20 protein-coding genes and 1 pseudogene are annotated in these 18,957 nt (G+C 72.2%); 12 read left to right on the top strand and 9 right to left on the bottom strand.

What is annotated here, in order from left to right; genetic code table 11:
- Window positions 1-32: 32 nt before the first annotated feature.
- The 5 genes and pseudogenes from ABZ783_RS11400 (at window position 33) to ABZ783_RS11380 (ending at window position 4,621) form a co-directional block, all read left to right on the top strand.
- Window positions 33-1,268: a Cmx/CmrA family chloramphenicol efflux MFS transporter gene (locus ABZ783_RS11400; RefSeq protein WP_357436314.1), complete on the top strand. Its 1,236-nt coding sequence runs from the start codon at window positions 33-35 to the stop codon at window positions 1,266-1,268.
- 26 nt (window positions 1,269-1,294) lie between these two features.
- Window positions 1,295-1,648 carry a hypothetical protein gene (locus ABZ783_RS11395; protein ID WP_357436312.1) on the top strand — a complete coding sequence of 118 codons (354 nt, stop codon included), beginning with the start codon at window positions 1,295-1,297 and terminating at the stop codon, window positions 1,646-1,648.
- Window positions 1,649-1,803: 155 nt separating this feature from the next.
- Window positions 1,804-3,255: pseudogene (locus ABZ783_RS11390) on the top strand (alpha/beta hydrolase).
- Window positions 3,256-3,264: 9 nt separating this feature from the next.
- Window positions 3,265-3,579 carry a hypothetical protein gene (locus ABZ783_RS11385; protein ID WP_357436311.1) on the top strand — a complete coding sequence of 105 codons (315 nt, stop codon included), beginning with the start codon at window positions 3,265-3,267 and terminating at the stop codon, window positions 3,577-3,579.
- Window positions 3,580-3,811: 232 nt separating this feature from the next.
- Window positions 3,812-4,621 (top strand): rod shape-determining protein, encoded by an 810-nt coding sequence (locus tag ABZ783_RS11380; protein WP_357436310.1) that lies wholly within the window; start codon window positions 3,812-3,814, stop codon window positions 4,619-4,621.
- A 115-nt stretch (window positions 4,622-4,736) separates the two neighbouring features.
- Here the strand turns inward: ABZ783_RS11380 and ABZ783_RS11375 are convergent, their stop codons facing one another.
- Complete coding sequence (locus tag ABZ783_RS11375) at window positions 4,737-6,293, bottom strand: helix-turn-helix domain-containing protein (protein WP_357436308.1); 1,557 nt, start codon at window positions 6,291-6,293, stop codon at window positions 4,737-4,739.
- 135 nt (window positions 6,294-6,428) lie between these two features.
- Between ABZ783_RS11375 and ABZ783_RS11370 the strand changes: the two genes are divergently transcribed.
- Both ABZ783_RS11370 and ABZ783_RS11365 read left to right on the top strand, forming a co-directional pair.
- Entirely contained in the window at window positions 6,429-7,691 is a 1,263-nt protein-coding gene (locus ABZ783_RS11370; protein WP_357436307.1) for an FAD-dependent oxidoreductase, read from the top strand.
- Between the two features lie 190 nt (window positions 7,692-7,881).
- Window positions 7,882-8,217: a TraR/DksA C4-type zinc finger protein gene (locus ABZ783_RS11365; protein WP_357436305.1), complete on the top strand. Its 336-nt coding sequence runs from the start codon at window positions 7,882-7,884 to the stop codon at window positions 8,215-8,217.
- 41 nt (window positions 8,218-8,258) lie between these two features.
- Here the strand turns inward: ABZ783_RS11365 and ABZ783_RS11360 are convergent, their stop codons facing one another.
- Genes ABZ783_RS11360 through ABZ783_RS11350 form a run of 3 tightly spaced genes read right to left on the bottom strand, consistent with a single transcriptional unit; the run spans window position 8,259 to window position 9,510 of the window.
- Window positions 8,259-8,747 carry a CBS domain-containing protein gene (locus tag ABZ783_RS11360; protein ID WP_357436303.1) on the bottom strand — a complete coding sequence of 163 codons (489 nt, stop codon included), beginning with the start codon at window positions 8,745-8,747 and terminating at the stop codon, window positions 8,259-8,261.
- 3 nt (window positions 8,748-8,750) lie between these two features.
- A complete protein-coding gene (locus ABZ783_RS11355; RefSeq protein WP_357436301.1) occupies window positions 8,751-8,954 on the bottom strand; it encodes a rhodanese-like domain-containing protein in 204 nt (67 codons plus the stop codon).
- A gap of 10 nt (window positions 8,955-8,964) precedes the next feature.
- Window positions 8,965-9,510 carry a hypothetical protein gene (locus ABZ783_RS11350; RefSeq protein ID WP_357436299.1) on the bottom strand — a complete coding sequence of 182 codons (546 nt, stop codon included), beginning with the start codon at window positions 9,508-9,510 and terminating at the stop codon, window positions 8,965-8,967.
- Between ABZ783_RS11350 and ABZ783_RS11345 the strand changes: the two genes are divergently transcribed.
- Window positions 9,503-10,123 (top strand): maleylpyruvate isomerase family mycothiol-dependent enzyme, encoded by a 621-nt coding sequence (locus ABZ783_RS11345; protein WP_357436298.1) that lies wholly within the window; start codon window positions 9,503-9,505, stop codon window positions 10,121-10,123. The two genes, ABZ783_RS11350 and ABZ783_RS11345, sit on opposite strands and share 8 nt — an antisense overlap.
- Before the next feature lie 45 nt (window positions 10,124-10,168).
- Here ABZ783_RS11345 and ABZ783_RS11340 read toward each other — a convergent pair whose 3' ends face one another.
- The 3 genes from ABZ783_RS11340 to ABZ783_RS11330 are packed head-to-tail and all read right to left on the bottom strand — an operon-like array spanning window position 10,169 to window position 11,777.
- On the bottom strand, window positions 10,169-11,134 hold the full coding sequence (locus tag ABZ783_RS11340; RefSeq protein WP_357436296.1) for an NAD(P)-dependent alcohol dehydrogenase: 966 nt from the start codon (window positions 11,132-11,134) through the stop codon (window positions 10,169-10,171).
- On the bottom strand, window positions 11,131-11,337 hold the full coding sequence (locus ABZ783_RS11335; RefSeq protein ID WP_357436493.1) for a helix-turn-helix transcriptional regulator: 207 nt from the start codon (window positions 11,335-11,337) through the stop codon (window positions 11,131-11,133). Before ABZ783_RS11335 ends, ABZ783_RS11340 begins: the two co-directional genes overlap by 4 nt.
- Before the next feature lie 11 nt (window positions 11,338-11,348).
- Window positions 11,349-11,777, bottom strand: coding sequence for a hypothetical protein (locus ABZ783_RS11330; RefSeq protein ID WP_357436295.1), 429 nt, complete (start codon window positions 11,775-11,777; stop codon window positions 11,349-11,351).
- 218 nt (window positions 11,778-11,995) lie between these two features.
- Between ABZ783_RS11330 and ABZ783_RS11325 the strand changes: the two genes are divergently transcribed.
- Both ABZ783_RS11325 and ABZ783_RS11320 read left to right on the top strand, forming a co-directional pair.
- Window positions 11,996-12,919 carry an aminoglycoside phosphotransferase family protein gene (locus ABZ783_RS11325; protein WP_357436293.1) on the top strand — a complete coding sequence of 308 codons (924 nt, stop codon included), beginning with the start codon at window positions 11,996-11,998 and terminating at the stop codon, window positions 12,917-12,919.
- A 66-nt stretch (window positions 12,920-12,985) separates the two neighbouring features.
- The gene (locus ABZ783_RS11320) at window positions 12,986-13,546 is read left to right on the top strand and encodes a snapalysin family zinc-dependent metalloprotease (protein ID WP_357436291.1); all 561 of its coding nucleotides are present in this window, start codon (window positions 12,986-12,988) and stop codon (window positions 13,544-13,546) included.
- Between the two features lie 171 nt (window positions 13,547-13,717).
- Here ABZ783_RS11320 and ABZ783_RS11315 read toward each other — a convergent pair whose 3' ends face one another.
- Window positions 13,718-14,839 carry a DUF3103 family protein gene (locus ABZ783_RS11315; RefSeq protein WP_357436289.1) on the bottom strand — a complete coding sequence of 374 codons (1,122 nt, stop codon included), beginning with the start codon at window positions 14,837-14,839 and terminating at the stop codon, window positions 13,718-13,720.
- Between the two features lie 185 nt (window positions 14,840-15,024).
- On the opposite strand from ABZ783_RS11315, the gene ABZ783_RS11310 reads away from it, so the two are divergent.
- Window positions 15,025-15,756, top strand: coding sequence for a methyltransferase domain-containing protein (locus tag ABZ783_RS11310; protein WP_357436288.1), 732 nt, complete (start codon window positions 15,025-15,027; stop codon window positions 15,754-15,756).
- Between the two features lie 252 nt (window positions 15,757-16,008).
- Here the strand turns inward: ABZ783_RS11310 and ABZ783_RS11305 are convergent, their stop codons facing one another.
- Window positions 16,009-17,028, bottom strand: a complete 1,020-nt coding sequence (locus ABZ783_RS11305; protein WP_357436286.1) for an SDR family oxidoreductase — start codon at window positions 17,026-17,028, stop codon at window positions 16,009-16,011.
- A gap of 130 nt (window positions 17,029-17,158) precedes the next feature.
- Here ABZ783_RS11305 and ABZ783_RS11300 point away from each other — a divergent pair, with 130 nt between their 5' ends.
- Complete coding sequence (locus tag ABZ783_RS11300) at window positions 17,159-18,952, top strand: glycoside hydrolase family 15 protein (RefSeq protein ID WP_357436285.1); 1,794 nt, start codon at window positions 17,159-17,161, stop codon at window positions 18,950-18,952.
- The last annotated feature ends 5 nt before the right edge of the window (window positions 18,953-18,957 follow it).

Genomic DNA, 18,957 nt, shown 5'->3' with positions numbered 1-18,957 from the left:
CACCCGATTTCTCGACACCTCGGAGTCACTCGATGCCGTTCCCTCTCTATCTGCTTGCCGTGGCCATCTTCGCCATGGGCACCTCAGAGTTCATGCTCGCCGGCCTGCTGCCGAGCATCGCCGCAAACCTCGACGTTCCCGTCGGAACGGCAGGTCTGCTCACCTCAACCTTCGCGATCGGCATGATCGTCGGCGCGCCGTTGATGGCCGCGCTCGCCCGCCAGTGGCCGCAACGCTCGGCGCTGCTCGGATTCATCTGGCTGTTCCTGACGGCACACGTCCTCGGTGCCGTCACCAACAGCTTCGCCGTTCTGTTGGTGACTCGGGTCGTCGCAGCGCTCGCCAACGCGGGATTCCTGGCGGTCGCACTCACGGCGGCCGCAGGGCTGGTCCCACCGGACCGGAAGGGCCGCGCCCTGGCGGTACTGCTGTCCGGCACCACCGTCGCCACCATCGCCGGAGTCCCCGCCGGCGCCCTGTTGGGCACCTTGCTCGACTGGCGCGCCACCTTCTGGGCAGTGGCCCTGCTGTGCCTGCCCGCGACCCTCGGTGTGCTGCGGGGAATCCCCGCACAAGCGGGACGGCCGGACCGGCCGACCGGACCGGTCCTTCGAGGTGAACTCGCTCAGCTGGGACGTCCGCGACTGGCCCTCGTCATGCTGCTCGGCGCGCTGGTGAATGCGGCAACATTCGGGACCTTCACCTTCCTCGCCCCCATCGTCACCGATGCCGCCGGACTGGGATCCCTCTGGGTCTCCGCCGTGCTGGTGCTGTTCGGGCTCGGATCCTTCGTCGGCGTGACCGCCGCCGGACGGTTGTCGGACCATCGGCCCGGTCTCGTCGTTGCCGTCGGAGGCCCCCTTCTGCTGCTCGGCTGGGTCGCCCTGGCCGTCTCCGCCACCTACCCAGCTGCCCTGCTCGTCCTTGCCTTCGTCCAGGGGGCGCTCTCGTTCGCGCTCGGGAGCACGCTCATCGCCCGCGTGCTGTACGAGGCCGCCGGAGCCCCGAGCATGGCCGGCTCGTACGCCACCGCAGCACTCAACGTCGGTGCCGCGGCAGGACCACTCATCGCCGCGGCCACGCTGAACACCGGTTTCGCCGAACGTGGTCCGCTCTGGGCGAGCAGCGTCCTGGTCACGGTGGCACTTCTCCTCGCTCTGCCCTTCCGGCGGGTGATCGCGAGTGGCCGACCGACGAGCCAGCCCGGTGACGGCGCAACATCGCTCTCCACTCCTCCCGACCGGCAAGCGAGCTGTGACCATCAGTAGGTCGGGCGACGGACTAGGGTCGTCGAATGCGGTTCACCGCCGCCGGCTTACCGGTGACGGCGGTCGGCGGCCGGCACGCGGCCGTGCACGACGGCCAGCCCGGCTGCGCCAACCTTGGTTACCTGGTGGGTGACGGCCTCTACCACCCGGGCGACGCGCTGCACGTGCCGGACGAGCCGGTGCAGACCCTGCTGATCCCGGGGCAGGCATCCTGGATGCGAGTCGGCGAGGCGATCGAGTTCGCCCAGGCGATCCGGCCACGCCACGCGTACACCATTCACGACGCCCAGATCAACGAGCGCGGCCTGGCCAGTGTCACCGGCTGGCTCACCGAGACCGTTCCCGGCTATCGCCACCTCACCGCGGGCGAGACCGCCTGACCTGCCGACGCGGCGACGGCCGGCCGTCATCACCGCCGTTGGACAGAGTGGACGCCAGGTAGGGGAAGGTTTCCGGGTGTTCCCGGATGTTGACCAACTCGGCACCAAACGACCATCGAGTGGCTTGTTTCCCAAACCAGTCAGGGAGCAATTCGATGACACGGTCCTCCACCCGCCGCGTCCGCTGGGGCGCGTTCCTCGCCGTTGGCGTCCTGTCCGTCATGGCCGGTGCCACCGGCGTGGCCCGGCCGGCCACGGCCGCCGGCCGCACGCCGGCCATCGCCTGGGCTCCGTGCGCACCGGACGCCACCGCCGAATGCGGCACTCTGTCGGTACCGGTCGACTGGGCCGACCCGGCGGGGCCGAGGTTCGATCTCGCCGTGGCACGTCGCGCGGCCACCGACCCGCAGGCCCGGATCGGCACGCTGGTGTTCGGTCCGGGCGGACCGGGGGACTCCGGCGTGTCGCGGGTGGTGACCGGCATCGGCCGGTTCAGCGAGGAACTGCGTCGCCGGTTCGACATCGTCAGCTTCGACCCGCGCGGAGTGGGCCGCAGCAACCCAGTGATCTGTTCGCCGGAGCTGCTCGCCGGCCGACCGTCGCCCGCGCTGGCCAGCCAGGCCGAGTTCGACCTACTGCTCGCCTACAACCGGCGGCTGCGGGACGACTAACGGGCCCGGACCGGGCCGGTCTTCGACCACGCCGACACGCGCAGCACGGTGCGGGATCTGGACGCGATCCGGGCCGCCCTGGGCGAGGACCGGCTGACGTTCCACGGCAGCTCCTACGGCACGCTGCTGGGCGAGCAGTACGCGGAGGTGTTCCCGCACCGGGTGCGGGCGCTGGTGCTGGAGAGCGCCGTTGACCACAGCCTCGGTACTCGGGGCTTCGTGACCACCCAGGCGGCCGCGGTGCAGGACTCGTTCGACGAGTTCGTGGCCTGGTGCGACCGCGTCGCCGCATGTGCACTGCACGGCCGGGACGTGCGGGCGGTCTGGGCCGATCTGATGGCACGTGCCGAGCGCGGCGAGCTGCGCAGCGCCGCCGACCCGGCCGTCCCGGTGACCCCGTTCGATCTCGTGGTGACCGCGCACGGCGGGTTCGTCGGCCCGGCCTGGGCGGACCTGGCAAGCCGGATCGCCGTCATGAGCGCCGGCGGTCCGGCGGCGGTCGCCGGGTTCCCGCCGCTGGCCACCGCGGCCTTCTGCGCCGACTGGAGTCTCCCGGTGCGCGACTATCGGCAGTACGCCGACCTGTTGCGCCGGGCCGCCCGGGTCGCGCCCGACATGCGGTATCCGGCGGCACTGTGGGCGGTGGCCGCGTGCCTGGGCTGGCCGCAGCCGGTCGCCAATCCCCAGCACCGGCTGACGGCACGCGGCACCCCGCCGCTCCTGATGATCAACAGCCGGCACGACCCGGCCAGTGGCTACAACTGGGCGCTGCACGTGCAGCGGCAGCTCGGTGACCGTGGCGTGCTGGTGACGTACGAGGGCTGGGGCCACGGTGCCTACACCCGCAGCGCCTGCACCACCGGCGTGGTCGACGACTACCTGATCTCGGTGCGTCCGCCGGCCCCCGGCACGACCTGCCCGGCGGTCGCGCCCTGATCGGCGGCGGTGCGGATCGCCAACCGGCGGCGCACCAACGGGCGGAGCCGCCACGACGGCGTTCGGGATCGCTCGTGGTCCGACGGGCACGGTGGCGTGTTGGGCTATGGTGTCGCGATGCGGGTCCATGACGGGCGACAGGTGGTCGAGCAGCGCAGGCTGCCGATCCTGGTCGTGGCCGCCGTGCTCGCCGCGTTGGTGTCTGCCACCGACCGCGTCGTCGGAATGTGCATCGTCTTCCGGCTGGCGAAGCGGTCGGTCCCGGGATGCGTGCCGGTGTGGTCGGCCGATCGGGCGCCGCCGCGCGTGCTCGGCATCGCCTGATCTCCCCGACACCCTGCCGGTCCGGGACCGGCACCTTTCCTGGAAGGCACCATGTCCGCGCCCCTCGCTGCCTGTCTGACGGCTGATCGCCCGATCCGCCGCGCCTGTCCGCCGGTGCTCCGGCGGCGTCAGGTGACCAGCTCCGTCACCCGGCGCCTCGCCGTGAGCCCGGACCGGCTCGACGGTCGCCATGCGCCTGCGGGCGACGTCACCACTCTCGAGGGGTGGTGACATGTTGACCCCGGGCGCATACGCCCGTCGCGGGCTGCGGCACATGCTCGCCATCGACCTGGGCACGGCGACCGTACGCCTCTGGTCGCCCACCCTCGGGCAGGTGATCGAGGAGCCCACGGTGGTGGCCTGGGGACCGCCCGGTTCGCGACGAGCCGTGGGGCGTGCCGCCCTGGACCGGGCCACCCATGACGACGCTCCCCTCGTATGGCCGGTGCGTGCCGGCGTCATGGACAACTACCCGGCCTGCGTGCATCTGCTGCGCGTCCTGGTCACCGCCAACGACCTGGTCTGCCGTCCCCACACGCCGGTGCTGGTGGGGGTGCCGGCCACGGCGACGCTGCGGCAGCAGAACCTGGTCCGGGCAGCGGTCCGCCGGGCGACCGGTGGCCGGGTCACCGTGGTGGAGGAACCCCTGGCGGCGGCGCTCGCCTGCCGGGTCGACCTCGCCAGGACCGACGACGTGGTCGTCGTCGACATCGGCCACGGCCGTACCGAAGTCGTCCGTGTCGCCTGCGGCACGGTGACCGCCGCCGAGCGCGTCGACGTCGCCAACGCGGTCGATCAGGTGCCCGCCATCGCCGCGGTGGTCCGCCGGTTCACCCCACGGGCGCACCGGGTTGGTCCCCGACGGCTGCTGATCACCGGCGGCGGGGCGATCCCCGGCGTGGCCGCCCGCCTCGCCGCCCTCACCAACCGGTCCGTCACCATGCCGGCGAACGTTCGGCTGGCCACCATCCAGGGGCTCACGATGCTCCTGACCACCGGGCAGGACCCAACGGGCAGCACACCCGGCCCGCCCGGGCAGTGACGGCGCAGCTGTGCCCGGACCGGATGCGACGGGGCCAGGGAGGGAGGTGAACCTCAGCGCGCGGCGACTCGTTTCCCGGCCGCCAGGGTGACGACACCGCGCCTGGAGCCGGCGGTCAGGATCCGGGGCGCAGCGCCGCGAGCTGGATCTGCAGCGCCAGCCGGGTTCGTGGCGACTCGAGGTCGAGGTGGACGACCTCGGCGAGGCGGCGCAGGCGGTGCCGCAGCGTGTTGGGGTGTACGTGCAGCTGCTGGGCGGCCTTCCTCGGGTCACCCTGTTGTTCGAGCCAGGCGGCGACCGTGGCGACGTAGTCGGTGCCGTGCTTGCGGTCGTGGGCCACCAGGTCGGGCAGCGGCCCGCCGACCAGCAGGTCCTCCTGCGGCACGGTGCTGACCACGCGGTGTACGACGACCTCGGCCCAGACGTCCTCGAACCGCAGCACGGATCCTCGCTGCCGGGTCGCGCCGTGCAGGGCGAGCAGCTCCGCCGCCTCGGCGCGTGATCGCGGCAGGTCGGCCAGCTCCGTGGCGACGCCGCCGGACGCCGCGCGCAGCCCTGGGTCGTGCACGGCGATGTCGCGGATCAGCCGTTCCAGCCACCGCCAGGAGCCGGGCAGCGCGCCCTGGTCGACCACGACCGCGAACAGGACGTCTCCCACGTCCGCGAGCAGTGGCTGGCGCCACCCGTGCCGGCGGCTGATCGACTCCCACAGGGCCAGGTTGTGCACCATCTCCCCGGTCCCGCCGTGCGCCCCGAGCGCGACCGCCCGCCACGGCCCCGCGGGAAGGCCCACTTCCTCCCGCCCCGTCCGGGCCGGGGCCCGCAGTGCGGCCCTGAGCCGGTCGGCCGACACCCGGCGGGCGACGTCGGCCTGCACCCGGAGGCGGAGCAGGTGCAACGCCAGCACGGACGCCGCGCCCTGGAGATCGCGGAGGCGCTCGTCCGGCAGCGGCCCCTCCACGACGGCCCAGATCGAGCCCAGCAGCTCACCTCCGGCGCGGATCGGGATCACGAGCCGGGGCAGCGTCCCGTCCGGGCCCTGCGGCACGAAGACCAGCTGGCTGCCCGTGGCGAGCTTGCGGAAGACGCCCCGGGACCGGAAGTGCGCGATCACATCGCCGGGGACGCGTCGTCCGACGATGGTCGACACGCGCGCCGGGTCGGTGCGGTCCTGCCGCGACGAGTAGGCGAGCACCCGGTACTGGGCATCCTCGATCGTCACGGGCGCGTCGACGATGGCGGCGGTCGCGTCGGCGAGGGCGAACAGTTCGTCGTACACCCCGGTTTCGCCGGTCTCCGGCGAGCCCGGCGCGGCGGCCCTGTCGATCACCCCGCGGAGCAGCCAGACCAGCTGGGCCCACGATCCGTGGCTCTGCAGCTCGACCAGGGTCACCTTGCGCTCGGCGGCGGACGACGTGACGTCGGGGTGTGCGGCCAGCGGAGGCTTGAGGACGAGGCCGGCCGCCGCGGCGTCCGCGCAGCGGTCGATGACGGCGAGCGCCTGGTCCGGGGTGGCGACGCCCGCGCCGAGGACGAGGTCCCCGCTCTGGCCGGTCGGTGTTTCGTCGAGCTCGGCGAGGGTCACGTCGCGCACCTCCGCCTCGCCGGCGGGGATGACGACCTTGAGCAACGCGGCGCCGACCGCGTCCACGATGCCAGCCACGGTGATCATCACCCGATTGTGCCTCGGCGTTGTTCGTTTCGCCCAATCGTCAGGACCGGCATTGGCCTGACAGAACAATGACGTCCCGGCGCGGCACGGCCAGGATTGGCGCCGACCCCCCCCATTGCCGTGAAGGAGACAACGATGCCCGCCATCGAGCCCACGCCCGCCCCTCAACGCGTCGCCGTCATCGGCGCGGGGATGGTCGGGCTGGCCACCGCCTGGTTCCTGCAGGAACGGGGGGTCCAGGTCACCGTGCTCGACCGGACGGGCGTGGCGGCCGGCGCGTCGTGGGGCAACGCAGGCTGGCTCACCCCCGGCATCACCACTCCCCTGCCGGAGCCGGCGGTACTCCGCTACGGGCTGCGCGCCGTCCTGAGCCCGTCGTCGCCGGTCTACGTGCCGCCGCGCGCGGACGCCCGGCTCCTGCGGTTCCTGGCGGGCTTCACCCGGCACAGCACCGCCGCGAAGTGGCGGACCGCGATGCGGGCCTACATTCCGATGAACCGGCGCGCGTTCGAGGCGTTCGACGCCCTGGCGGCCGGCGGGGTCCAGTCGATGACGCACGAGGCGAAGTCGTTCGTCGCGGCCTACCGGACCGAGGCCGAACGGTCGGTCCTGCTGGACGAGCTGGGGCACATCCACTCCGCCGGGCAGGAGATCGAGTTCGACGTCCTGACCGGGGCCGAGGCGCGTGAGGTGGAGCCCTCGCTGTCCGACACCATCGGCGCCGCGATCCGCCTGCACGGCCAGCGGTTCATCAACCCCGGCGAGTACGTGCACGCGCTCGCCGACTCCGTTCGCGCTCGGGGAGCGTCGCTGGTGACCGGGTCGGCCGTCGTCGGCGTGCACGACGAGGGGTCGGGGGTCCGGGTGGTGACCTCCGCCGGCGCGGACGAGCGCTATGACGCGGTGGTGCTGGCAACCGGCACCTGGCTCGGTGAGCTGGGCCGGCGGTTCGGGGTCCGGACCGTCGTGCAGGCCGGTCGCGGCTACAGCTTCAGCATCCCGATCGAGCACGTTCCGTCCGGTCCGGTGTACTTCCCGGCGCAGCGCGTCGCGTGCACGCCGCTGGGCGACCGGCTGCGCGTCGCGGGGATGATGGAGTTCCGCAGCGCCGAGGCGCCCCTGGACCGTCGCCGGGTCCTGGCCATCGCGGAGGCGGCACGACCGCTGCTGCGCGGCGCCGACCTGGACGCCCGCACCGACGAGTGGGTCGGGTCGCGCCCGTGCACCCCGGACGGGCTGCCGCTGATCGGCCGGACCCGGTCACCGCGGGTCTTCGCCGCCGGAGGCCACGGCATGTGGGGCATCACCCTCGGCCCGCTCACCGGCGACCTGCTCGCCGAGCAGATCACCACCGGCCGCCAGCCCGCCGAGCTGGACCCCTTCGACCCCCTGCGGTGATGGGTCACCTCGTCGTGTCGGCGGTCGGTCGCGGCCGCCGGGGCACGGTCACGCCGATCGCCGCGCCGCCGACCCGGTGGCAGCGCGCCCGGCGCCGCCCGCCATCACGACGGCCGACAAGCTGATGACCGGCCCCAGCGGGCGGAGCGCCACGGCGCTCCGCCCGCTTTCATTTTGAAAGGAAGCGATCGTGTACGTGGTGAGCCGGCAGGACGAGCTCGGTGTGCTGCGCATCGTCCTCGAGGAGCAGTATGAGCGGCACAGCACCCAGCTGGCACTGCTGGCCCGGCAGGCCCGCCAGCTGCCCGGTGACCGGACGGACCTTGAGGCCGCGTCCGCGTTGACCGCCGCGTCGCGACGGGCGCTGGGCGACATCGCCCGGGCGCTGCACTACCTGGAACAGGGCCGCTACGGCACCTGCGAGGAGTGCCGCGGCGACATCCCCATCGAGCGGCTCGCGCTCCGGCCGGCGACCCGGTTCTGCACCACGTGCCAACCCGAACCTCACCACCAAGGCCGCCCGTAGCAGGCGCGTCGCTCGCGGGCGGCGGAGGCAGATTCCGCGCATCAGCGAGAGGGTGAGCCGGTCGTTCCGGTCAGGTCATCTCGGTGAACCGTACCCAGCAAGTGGCCTTCCGGATCGGTGATGATCGCGTAGGTGAGGTGGTGGTCGCGCAGGTGGGACTCGACGGCGGCCAGGGGTACCTGGGGACGCAGCGTCGAGGGGCCGGACTCCATCACCTCGTGGGCCGCCGCGGTGCCGGGGGCGGCTTCGAGGGCGGCGTGCCGGAGTCGACCGAGCAGAGTACGGTCACCGGCGACAACAAAGGCGAATCGGTACGGAGAGGCGTCGACGCGGGCACGAACGGCGGCGATCGCCTCCTCCGGTCGGGCGGTGGGCACGTCCTGGCGCAGGCAGCTACCCGCGGTAGGTGAGCTGGCCGCAGCGCCCTCGATGGGCAGGTTGTGCGCAAGCCAGTCCACCTTGCCGGCCGCATAGTCGTAGACGTCGGTGAACCCGAGGGACTCGAGCCGACACGCGGCTCGTGGGCTCACGTCTCAAAGGCCGTCCCAGCAGTAGACGACGATCGGGCGGGCGCGGTCGAGGCCTGCGGTCGTGTGGGGGCTGATGGTCTTGAGGGGGATGTTGCGCGCCCCGGGCAGATGCTGGTCGGCGTACTCGGCCGCGGGCAACACCTCGATGAGCTGGGCGCCCGCGTCAAGCAGCGCACGCAGCCGCGGCAACTCGATCCGGGTGACCATCAGTCGGCCGTCAACGCGGCCCCCGGCGCTGCAGGGCGGCCAGGATCCACTCATCGGGCGGGGTACCACGAACACCATCCGGTGTCGGATAGAGCCGGCACTGCAGGCCGTAGTCCGTGCGGTGCGCGGCTGTCGGGTCGACGTCCACGCCGTCGATCCGCAGCGTCGGCGAGCCGAGGAACCGGTGCGCCTGGGCGTCGACGTCAGTCTCCACCGCCTGCTCGTGGATCGGATCGTCAATGCCAGCGGCGTCGAGCAGCGCCCGCAGGCGCGGCACGAGGGCCTCGTGGCTCGGGCAGCCGTCGAAGTACCACACCTCGATCACGCTCGCCCTCCCCTTCAGGTGCCCGCCCTTCTCGCCGGCCTGCCGGCATCGCCCCGCGGACCCGACTTTAGTGGCAACGCGCCCATCGCGTACCGGATCGGCGACGCAGTCACCAGGGTCCGGCGACGCGCCCCGGCCGGGCGTGAACACTGAGCGTTTCGCCTGATGGCGACGGTCACTGTGATCTGCTACAGCTTCCGCGACGATCACCGATTGGGGAACCATGGACACCTGGCAGATGATCAAGGCGGAACGCGCGTCGCTGGTCGACGCGCTGGACAAGCTCTCCGATGCCGACTGGGACCAGCCGTCGTTGTGCGTGAACTGGACGGTGCGCGAGGTCGTCGCTCATCTCGTGGCCACCGCGAACATGACACCGCCGAAGTTCTTCGCCAAGCTCGTCGGCAACGGCTTCAGCTTCCAGAACATGGTCCGCAAGGACATCGCACAGGTCACCGCCGGCAGGACCAACGCCGAACTGGTGGACCTGCTGCGCTCACGCGTCGATGCGCGCACGGCGCCACCTGGCCCGACCCTGTCGTGGCTCGGCGAGACGATCGTGCACGGCGAGGACATCTTCCGCGCCGTCGGCATAGCACACCAACACCCGGCCGAGCATGTGGTGGCGGTGGCCGACTTCTACAAGAGCAGCAATTTGCTCATCGGCGCGAAGAGCCGGATCAGCGGCGTCACCCTGCGGGCCACCGACACCGACTGGCAGCACGGCAGCGGCCCCGAGGTCAGCGGGCCGGTCATCGCGCTGCTCATGGCCATGACTGGCCGCAAGGCCGCACTCAATGACCTCACCGGCGACGGCGTCGCCGTTCTCCGCGAGCGCGACTGACCAACAGGGCCAGCGGTCGGGATCGGCCTTGGCAGCGGCCGGCGGTCAGATGATGATCACGGCCTTCCCGGTCGCGTGGCCGCCCTTGAGGTGACGGATGGCGTCGGGAACGCTGGCGAGCGGCCAGGTCCGGTCGACGAGCGGGGTGAGCCGGCCGGCGTCGACGAGCTCGGTCAGGGCCGCCAGGTTGTCGCTGCCCTCCTTCGCGACCAGCGGCACCAGCCGCTGCCCGACCCACGGCGACAGGGCCAGCGCCCGCAGCTGCCGGTCGAAGCCCTGCAGCCACTTCCCGGCGCGCGCCTCGCCGCCGACGAGGACCAGTGAGCCCTTCGGGGCGAGCACCCGGCGCAGCCGGGACAGCGGTCGGTTGCCGGCGGTGTCGATGACGGCGTCGTAGCGGCGGTCGGGAAGGTCGGCTCGGGTGTAGTCGACGACCTCGTCGGCACCGAGTCCGCGTACCAGGTCGAGCTTGGCGGGGCCGCAGACGCCGGTGACGTGCGCGCCGGCGGCCTTGGCGAGCTGGACGGCGTAGGAGCCGACGCCGCCGCCGGCGCCGATGACCAGGACGCGCTGTCCAGGGCGTACCCGGGCGGCATCGCGGACGGCGGTGAGTGCGGTCTGCCCGGAGACCGGGACAGCGGCGGCCTGCGCGAAGCTGAGGGCGGCGGGCTTCGGGGCGAGCCGGCCGGCCGACGCGACGGTGTACTCGGCGAACGAGCCGGCGCCGGTGCCGAACACCTCGTCGCCGGGGGTGAACCCGGCGACTCCGGGTCCGACGGCGGTGACCACGCCGGCCAGGTCCATGCCGCGGACGCGGCTGCGGGGTCGACGCAGCCCGTAGCCGAGGCGTACCAGGTAGGGCAGGCCGGTCATCAGGTGCCAGACGCCCGGGTCGACGCCGGCCGCGCGGACCTGGACCAGCACCTGGCCGGCGCCGGCCGACGGTACGTCGATGTCGGCGAGGCGGAGCATGCCGGCCGAGCCGTAGCGGTCCTGCACGATCGCCTTCACGATTCCTCCTGCGGATACTCGAACACGTCGGTGAGGGGCACGCCGAACACGGCGGCGATCTGGAAGGCCATCTCCAGCGACGGCGAGTAGCGGCCCTGCTCGATGGCGATGACGGTCTGCCGGGTGACGCCGATGCGGCGGGCCAGCTCGGCCTGGGTCATCTCGTCGTGCGCGAACCGCAACGCCCGGATGGAGTTGGTGATCCGGGTCGGCTTCACCACGACTGGAACCCCCGCCGGTAGGCGACGATCTTCGCGGCCGAGCCGACCACCGCGGAGAGCACGAAGCCCAGGTAGATGACGTTGGCGATCCAGAACTGGTCCCAGTCGGCCAGGGCCATGGCCAGCGCCGCGACGCCGCCGACGATCAGGAAGGACTGGCCGATGTGGTCACCGAGCCGGTGGATCTCCCGGTCCCGCTGGTCCTTCTCGTTGGCGCCCTCGGGCGAGACGGCGGAGACGACGATGTGCAGCGCGATCGATGCCACGATCGACCCGGCCACCGTCGCCAGCAGCGGGCCCGCGTAGGAGACGTCCGCGAGTGGGTCACCGTCCGCGCGCCCGAGCACGATCACCACGTACGCGGCATAGGCGGCGACCGCCACCAGCCCCATGATCCAGGCGCGCTTCTCCTCGAACGCCATCGACCCCTCCCCGAGGTAAAGAATTCTTGACACGGTCGAGTGTCAAGCACGGCCGACATGATGTCAAGGATTCTTTACCCCTCCGAAGGAGGTCGACCCCGGCCGCTCCCAACGGGGCCCGACGTACGCCGCACCGTCAAGGCGATGCGATCATGACGGCTCGGCCATCCGGCCGGTCCGGGTCACGGAGGGTGGCTGCTCTCGTGCCACATGAGTTCATGACGATGGTTCTCGACACGTTCCGGGTGACCGGCCAGGAGCCCGACGCGCGGCTCGAATCCCGGTCCGGCGCCGGCGTCCGTGCCGTGCGCGCGAGCGACGGGCACGCCGCGTACCTCAAGGTCACTCCCGCCACGCTGGGCGCGCCGGCGATCGCCGCCGCCCGGCGGGAGCTGCGCTTCTACGCGGAGGTCGCGCCGATCGCGCCGGTACGCGCCCCGCGATTGCTCGACTACCTCGACGCCGAGAGCGGCGTGGCGGTGCTGCTGGAGGCGGCGGGCGAGACCCGACAGGCGTCCGCCTGGACCACGGGCATGTGGGCGGACCTGGGTCGAGACCTGGCCGGCCTGCACAGCATGGCGATCCCGACGGGTGCGGACTGGCAGCACCCCGATGCGCTGCAGGAAGCGCTCATCGACCCGAACCTGGACGAGATCAACTCCTTCTGGGCCCCAACGCTCCCCCACCTCGGTGAACTCCTGGCCCGGCGGGTCGAACTGATGGAGCAGACCCGAGCAGTGCCGCCAGCCTTCGTCCACGGCGACTGCCACACGGCCAACCTCGTGCACTCCGCCGGCGCCATCGTCTTCTGCGACTGGCAGGCGGCGGGCATCGGCCGACCGGCCTCCGATCTGGCCTTTCTCAGCGTCCGCGCCACGCCCACCGGCACCACCGTCCCCCCGGCGCTGGTCGACGCATACCTGGACACCCGGGCGTGCGACCGCCGGACGCTGCAGCGCGCGCTTCTGGCGGAGGAACTCGCCGTCTTCGTCTTTCTGTGGCCGGCTTTCGCGGCGTTCAACACCCCGGAGGGAATCGCCCGCGTGCGCCGGAGAACCCGCGAGCTCGCACAACGGTGGTTCTCGGCCGACGCGGGCGTGACGCCACGCCACCCCCAGGGCAATCATATAGATGGTCCTTGATATCGACATGCGCCAATTTATAGGCTGGGGGTCCCCGCTCGACCCATCCAGTCTGGAGCGTGAACGATGCGTCTGCCCAGGATGTCCCGGATCCTCGCCACCCTCGCCGCCGCGACGATGGCGGCGCTCGGCGCCGTCACCGTCGGCTCCGCGCCGGCCTCCGCCGCCGTCCGCAACGTCTGCTACAACACCAGCCAGGCCGGGCCGTTCGCCGGGTACGCCAACCAGGCCGCCACGATCTGGAACAACGCCACGAACAACATCAACATGGCCCAGTGCGGCTCGAACCTGATGATCTACTACACCTACGGCGGCGGCTCTTACGCCGTCCGCAACAGCCTCGGCAACGGCTACGTGGTCATCGACTACTACCAGGCCCAGCAGTACTCCCCGCTACGGATCATGACCCACGAGATCGGGCACATCCTCGGCCTGGCCGACAACTACAACGGCAACTGCGCCATCCTGATGTCCGGCGGCAGCGCCGGCACCAGCTGCACCAACCCGTACCCGAGCGCCGGCGAGGCCGCCGCGGTCGACTCGTACTTCCGCACCACCGTCCGGAGCGCGACGACGGCTCAGGTCTTCACCGGGAGCTGGCCGGCACCCGTTGGCGCGCTGCGCTGACACCGCGCCAACGGTGACACTCCGGCCGGGTCGGCGGTTCGCCGACCCGGCCGGCCCGGTGATATCAGAACCAGCTCCGCCAGCGGGCCCGTCAGTTGTTCGGCCCGACGCCGTAGATCGGCGCGTTGATGTGGTGGGCGAGCACCGAGCCCTGGCGCTCCGGCTACCCGCTCAGAGCTGCTGCACCCAGTACGGTGCCACGTCCATCCAACCGTTGGCAGCCGCCCCGTGGAGCCGGCCGGAGCTTCCGGTGCTGAGCGTGTACCACGAGTCCACGTAGTCCGGGTCGTCGGTCCACCAACTGTCCGGCATCGCGTCGATGAGCGCGTTGACCAGCGGGGTGTAGGTGCCGTAGTCGACGATGGTCAGCAGCGCGGTGATCAGCGCCTTGGCGAGGTCGCGGTAGTTGGTGTCACCGTCGTCCTCCCACATCACCACGTCGGCAAGGTTGTACTTGTAGTTGTTGAAGTGGACCAGCAGTTGGTTGGGGTAGTAGACCGTGCCGTCGTTGTCGAGGTAGGGCATCTCCACGATGTTGACCGTGGCCTTGCCGTCGAGGCCGAAGCCGCCGACGACATTGAAGATCTCGGCGCCGCCCTTGACCCACGGCTCCTTGTCATCGTTCAGCCGGATGGCGTTGACCTTGGTGGCCCAGTAGCCGGCCTGCGTCGTGACCGCGGCCTTCACGCTGGTCAAGTCCCGTACGGTCAGTTCCTCCCGGAGCTGCGCCAGGCCCCACCGCATCGCCTTGGCCACGTTGACCTCGACCACGAGCACCGGACGGTCGGGGAGCCGGACCGGGTCCAGGAGGACCTGTCCACCGGCCGGGTCGTAGCCGACCACGCTGGTCACGGCGTCGTCGGTGGACGCCGCCGCCACGAGGGGGATCTCGGCGCGGCTCAGCGCGGCCGCCATGTCCTCGTGCCCGAGCCGGAGTTGCAGCACCGACCCGGTGGCCGGCGGCAGCCCCTTCGCCCCCAGCACCGCCCGGTTTGTCGACTGGACGGCACGGTCGGCCCGCGAGTTGAGTCTCGCCGTCAGCAGGTCCACCGGTCCGGCGGTGACGGCCGCGACGACCCGGTTGCGGCTGACCGGGTCGGCGAGCGCGGCGGCGACCTCGCGGGCGAGCCGGTCGGTGGCCGGGAAGACAGGACCCACCCCGGACGGAGCCGCCTGAGTGGTCTGCCGTGCGTCGTCCGGACGGGCCTGGGCAGGCGCCGCCGTCGAGGCGAGCACGGCGGCGGCCGCCAGGGTCAGGGACAACACGGCATGCCGGAAGGTACGTGGATGCACGGGCAACTCCTCTGCGGTCGCGGCGTTGGCTGATGGCCGGCGCAGCCGGCTCTTGCCAGATGATCGCATCCTTATATAGGCACTCGTCAATGACGAACGGCCAGGAAAGATCGGAAGCGGGCCCCGGATGTGACTCACGGCATCCATCCTTGTCGCAACGTCAGGCGACTGATTGGGTCGACACCATGGCACGCATCGCATACGACGACGAGGCCGCCGCGGCGTTCGAAGCCACCCGCCACGTCCCTGATCAGGGGCTGGCCACGTGGCGTGCGGCGGTCACCCGGCATCTGGACCCCAGGCCCGGCGCGCGGGTGCTCGACCTCGGTTCGGGTACGGGCAGGTGGGCGGCGGCCTTCACCGACTGGTACGACGACCTGGACGTCATCGCCGTCGAGCCGTCCGCGGCGATGCGGGCCCGCTGCGTTCATCCCCGGGTGCTGCCGGGCGACGCCGCCAACATTCCCCTGCCCGACCACAGCGTCGACGCGGCCTGGCTGTCGACCGTGATCCACCACGTACCGGATCTGGCGGCCGCGGCGCGGGAACTGCGTCGCGTGGTCCGCGGCGGCGGCTCGGTGTTGATCCGGTCAGCTTTCGCCGGCCGACACGAGGCGATCACGCTGTTCCGGTTCTTCCCGGAGACCATCCGGGTCCTGGACACGTTTCCGAGTGTGGCTGACGTCGAGGCGGCCTTCGGCGCGTGCGGGTTCACCGTCACCGCCTTCGAACAGGTCCCGCAGACGACCGCGTCGTCGCTGAGCGAGTGCGCGACCAGTCTGCGCCGGGAGGCTCACACGCCGCTGCAACTGATCACTGACGACGAGTACGCCGCCGGGTTGGCCCGGCTCCACCGGGCCGCCCGCTCGGAGCACGGCCCGGTGATCGACGCCCTGGACCTGCTGGTCCTTCGCTAACGCCTCCCGCGACTCGTCTGCGTCCTGGTCGGACGGTCACCACTCCCGGATCACCCGCCCGAACGGAAATGACGCGGGGTGATCAACTAATTGCACGGCGACGATCAGGATGAGAACGAGGTGCGGTGGAAGCCCGGGCACGCCATCCTCGGCCCGACGGCGTTGCCGGTGACGTGGTAGCCGGGACGCCGGAGGTTGCCCTGCCGTCCGGCGGACTCGCTGGCAACGACCGCCGCTCAGGTTGACGGATGGTCAGTCGCGGGCGGCGACCAGGGCGCCGACCGCACCCGCCGCCACGGTCAGGCCGGCGGCGGCGACCAGCCGATGCCGGGACAGCCACGCCTGGGCGCTGTGGCTGTGCGCGCGCCCGGTGAAGCTGCCCTCGGCACCGAAGTCGTGTCCGCCCGGCCCGTCGATCGGCTGCCACAGGTTCGTCGGCCGGTGCGGGTCGGCCGACTGGTCGGTCTGCTGGGAGCGGTAGCCGGTCCGGGCCAGGTAGCGGTCGAGCAGGCCCGGCGCGATGCGGTTGCCCAGGATCGTCAGGGCCGTGGAGGCGCCGACCCAGTATTCGCGGCGGCCCGGCCGGTCCGCGGCGCCCACGATGGCCCGGGCCGCCACCTCCGGCTCGTAGATCGGCGGTACCGGCTGGGCGTTGCGGGGCAGCCGGGACAGCAGCCAGTCGAACTGGGGTGTGTTGACCGCGGGCAGGTGGACCATGGTCAGTCTGATCTTGCTCTTGTCGTGCATCAGCTCGCACCGCAGCGACTCGGTGAACCCGACGATCGCGTGCTTGGCCCCGCAGTAGGTGGCCTGGAGCGGGATCCCCCGGTACGCCAGCGCCGATCCGACCTGCACGATCGTCCCGCGGTCGTGGGGCGTCATGTGGGCGAGCGCGACCCGGGTGCCGTGCACGTACCCCAGGTAGGTGACCTCCATCGCGCGCCGGAACTCCTCCGGCCTCGTCTCCTGGAAGGGCGCGAAGACGGAGCTGAAGGCGTTGTTGATCCACAGGTCGATCGGGCCGAGTTCGTCCGCCACCCGCTGCCCGGCGGCGACGACCTGGTCGTAGTCGGCCATGTCCACCTCGATGGGCAGGGCCCGGCTGCCGGCCGCGCGGACCTCGGCGGCGGCGGCGTCTAGTCCGGTGCGGCCCCGGGCCAGCAGCGCGATGGCGATGCCGCGCCGGGCGAGCAGCCGGGCGGTGGCCCGGCCCACTCCGGCACTGGCGCCGGTGATCACCGCAACCTGTGCCTGCCGTCTGGTTCGCCGCATGTCGCCCTCCCAGCGTCGCCTGTCCCGTACTGGCTACCCCGGCGGCGGCCGAGATAACCGCGCGCGGCGGGTGAGGTGTAGGGCGGAGTGGGGCGGGTAGTGCCGTGCAACGCTGCGGGGAGGTGCGGCGGTGGATCAGGACGTGGGGCCGGGCCGACCGACGGGTGAGGATGTTCGGGGCCCGAGTGTGCTGCGGGAGTACGCGCTGATCGCCGACGGGCGCCGGGGCGCGCTGGTCGGCCCGGACGGGAACGTCACCTGGCTGTGCGCCCCCGGCTGGGCCGATCCCCCGGTGTTCAGCCGGTTGGTCGGCGGGCGGGGCGACTACCTGGTAACGCCGGCGAACCGGCGGTTCGTGTGGGGCGGCCACTACGAGGCGGCCTCGCTGGTGTGGGTGAGCCGTTGGGTGACCACTGACGGGATCATCCAGTGCCGGGAGGCGCTGCTGTTTCCCGGCGAGCGGCACCGGATCGTGCTGCTGCGTCAGATCCAGGCCGTGGACGGTGACGCGGTCGTGCACGTCCGGCTGGATCCGCGGGCCGACTTCGGCCGGGAGCCGGTGCGCGAGGTGCGCCGGGCGGGGCGGCACTGGCTGGCCCGCACCGGCGGTCTGTACCTGCGGCACTCCGGTGGCGAGATGCTCGGGCAGACCAGCGATGGCCTACTGTGCGGCGAGCTGAGCGTGCCGGCCGGCGGCCGGCACGACCTGGTGCTGGAGATCGCCGGACGGCCGCTCGACGAGGCGCCGCCCGAGCCCGCCGCGCTGTGGCGGACCACCGAGCAGGCCTGGCGGCAGGCCGTGCCGGGCCTGGCCGGCGGCCACGCGCGGCGGGACGCCGTGTTCGCGTACGCGGTGCTGCGCGGCCTGACCCAGCCGGACGGTGGGATGGTGGCGGCGGCGTCCGCGTCGCTGCCGGAGCGGGCGCTGGCCGGCCGCAACTACGACTACCGCTACGCCTGGCTCCGCGACCAGTCCTTCGCCGGCCGGGCCGGTGCGCTGGTCGGCCGGTACGACCTGCTCGACGACGCGGTGGCGTTCGTCACCGAGCGGGTGCTGACGGACGGGGACCGGCTCGCCCCCGCCTACACGATCGACGGCCGCCCGGTGCCACCACAGGAGGAACTGGCGTTTCTGCCCGGCTATCCGGGCGCGCCGGTCCGGGTCGGCAACTGGGTCGGCGGGCAGTTCCAGCTCGACGTCTTCGGGGAGGTCCTGCTGCTGCTGGCGATCGCCGGGCGGCACGACCGGCTGGACGACGCCGCGCGGCGGGCGATGGAGCTGACCGCGCGGGTGATCGGCGACCGCTGGAGCCAGCCGGACTCGGGCATCTGGGAGCTGGCGCCGCGCCCGTGGACCCACTCGAAGTTGATGTGTGTGGCCGGGCTGCGGGCGGCGGCCCGGGTCGCGCCGGCCGGGCTGGCCGGGCGGTGGGCGGCCCTCGCCGATGCCGTCCTCGCCGACGCGGCGGCGCACGGCCGCCACCAGTCCGGGCGCTGGCAACGGGCGTACGACGACGAGCGGGTCGACGCGTCGCTGCTGTTCCCCGGGATCCGGGGTGCGTTGCCGCAGGGGGATCCGCGTACCGAGGCGACCCGCCGGGCGGTGTTGCGGGAGTTGGAGTGTGACGGCTACCTGTACCGGTTCCGCCCCGACCTCCGGCCGCTCGGGGACGCGGAAGGCGCCTTCCTGCTCTGCGGCTACGGGGCGGCGCTGGCCGCGTGGCAGGCCGGTGACGTCGTCGAGGCGAACCGGTGGTTTGAACGCAGCCGCGCGGCCTGCGGCCCACCGGGGCTGTACACCGAGGAGTACGACGTGCAGCAGCGACAGTTGCGCGGCAACCTGCCGCAGGCGTTCGTGCACGCGCTGATGCTGGAGACCGCGGTGACGCTCGGTCAGGCAATCCCCTGTTCGCCGCCCGGCTGACCGGC

The organism is Micromonospora sp. NPDC047738, assembly GCF_040642675.1.
Taxonomy (GTDB): domain Bacteria; phylum Actinomycetota; class Actinomycetes; order Mycobacteriales; family Micromonosporaceae; genus Micromonospora.
The sequence above is the reverse complement of the archived record's forward strand: the minus strand, read 5'-3'. Positions and strand labels throughout refer to the sequence as shown.

Excerpts from the sequence above, each read along its gene's own strand:
- ABZ783_RS11400 (WP_357436314.1), top strand. The coding sequence starts at position 33 with ATGCCGTTCCCTCTCTATCTGCTTGCCGTGGCCATCTTCGCCATGGGC.
- ABZ783_RS11395 (WP_357436312.1), top strand. The coding sequence starts at position 1,295 with ATGCGGTTCACCGCCGCCGGCTTACCGGTGACGGCGGTCGGCGGCCGG.
- ABZ783_RS11380 (WP_357436310.1), top strand. The coding sequence starts at position 3,812 with ATGTTGACCCCGGGCGCATACGCCCGTCGCGGGCTGCGGCACATGCTC.
- ABZ783_RS11375 (WP_357436308.1), bottom strand. The coding sequence starts at position 6,293 with ATGATCACCGTGGCTGGCATCGTGGACGCGGTCGGCGCCGCGTTGCTC.
- ABZ783_RS11370 (WP_357436307.1), top strand. The coding sequence starts at position 6,429 with ATGCCCGCCATCGAGCCCACGCCCGCCCCTCAACGCGTCGCCGTCATC.
- ABZ783_RS11355 (WP_357436301.1), bottom strand. The coding sequence starts at position 8,954 with ATGGTCACCCGGATCGAGTTGCCGCGGCTGCGTGCGCTGCTTGACGCG.
- ABZ783_RS11345 (WP_357436298.1), top strand. The coding sequence starts at position 9,503 with ATGGACACCTGGCAGATGATCAAGGCGGAACGCGCGTCGCTGGTCGAC.
- ABZ783_RS11330 (WP_357436295.1), bottom strand. The coding sequence starts at position 11,777 with ATGGCGTTCGAGGAGAAGCGCGCCTGGATCATGGGGCTGGTGGCGGTC.
- ABZ783_RS11325 (WP_357436293.1), top strand. The coding sequence starts at position 11,996 with ATGACGATGGTTCTCGACACGTTCCGGGTGACCGGCCAGGAGCCCGAC.
- ABZ783_RS11320 (WP_357436291.1), top strand. The coding sequence starts at position 12,986 with ATGCGTCTGCCCAGGATGTCCCGGATCCTCGCCACCCTCGCCGCCGCG.
- ABZ783_RS11310 (WP_357436288.1), top strand. The coding sequence starts at position 15,025 with ATGGCACGCATCGCATACGACGACGAGGCCGCCGCGGCGTTCGAAGCC.
- ABZ783_RS11305 (WP_357436286.1), bottom strand. The coding sequence starts at position 17,028 with ATGCGGCGAACCAGACGGCAGGCACAGGTTGCGGTGATCACCGGCGCC.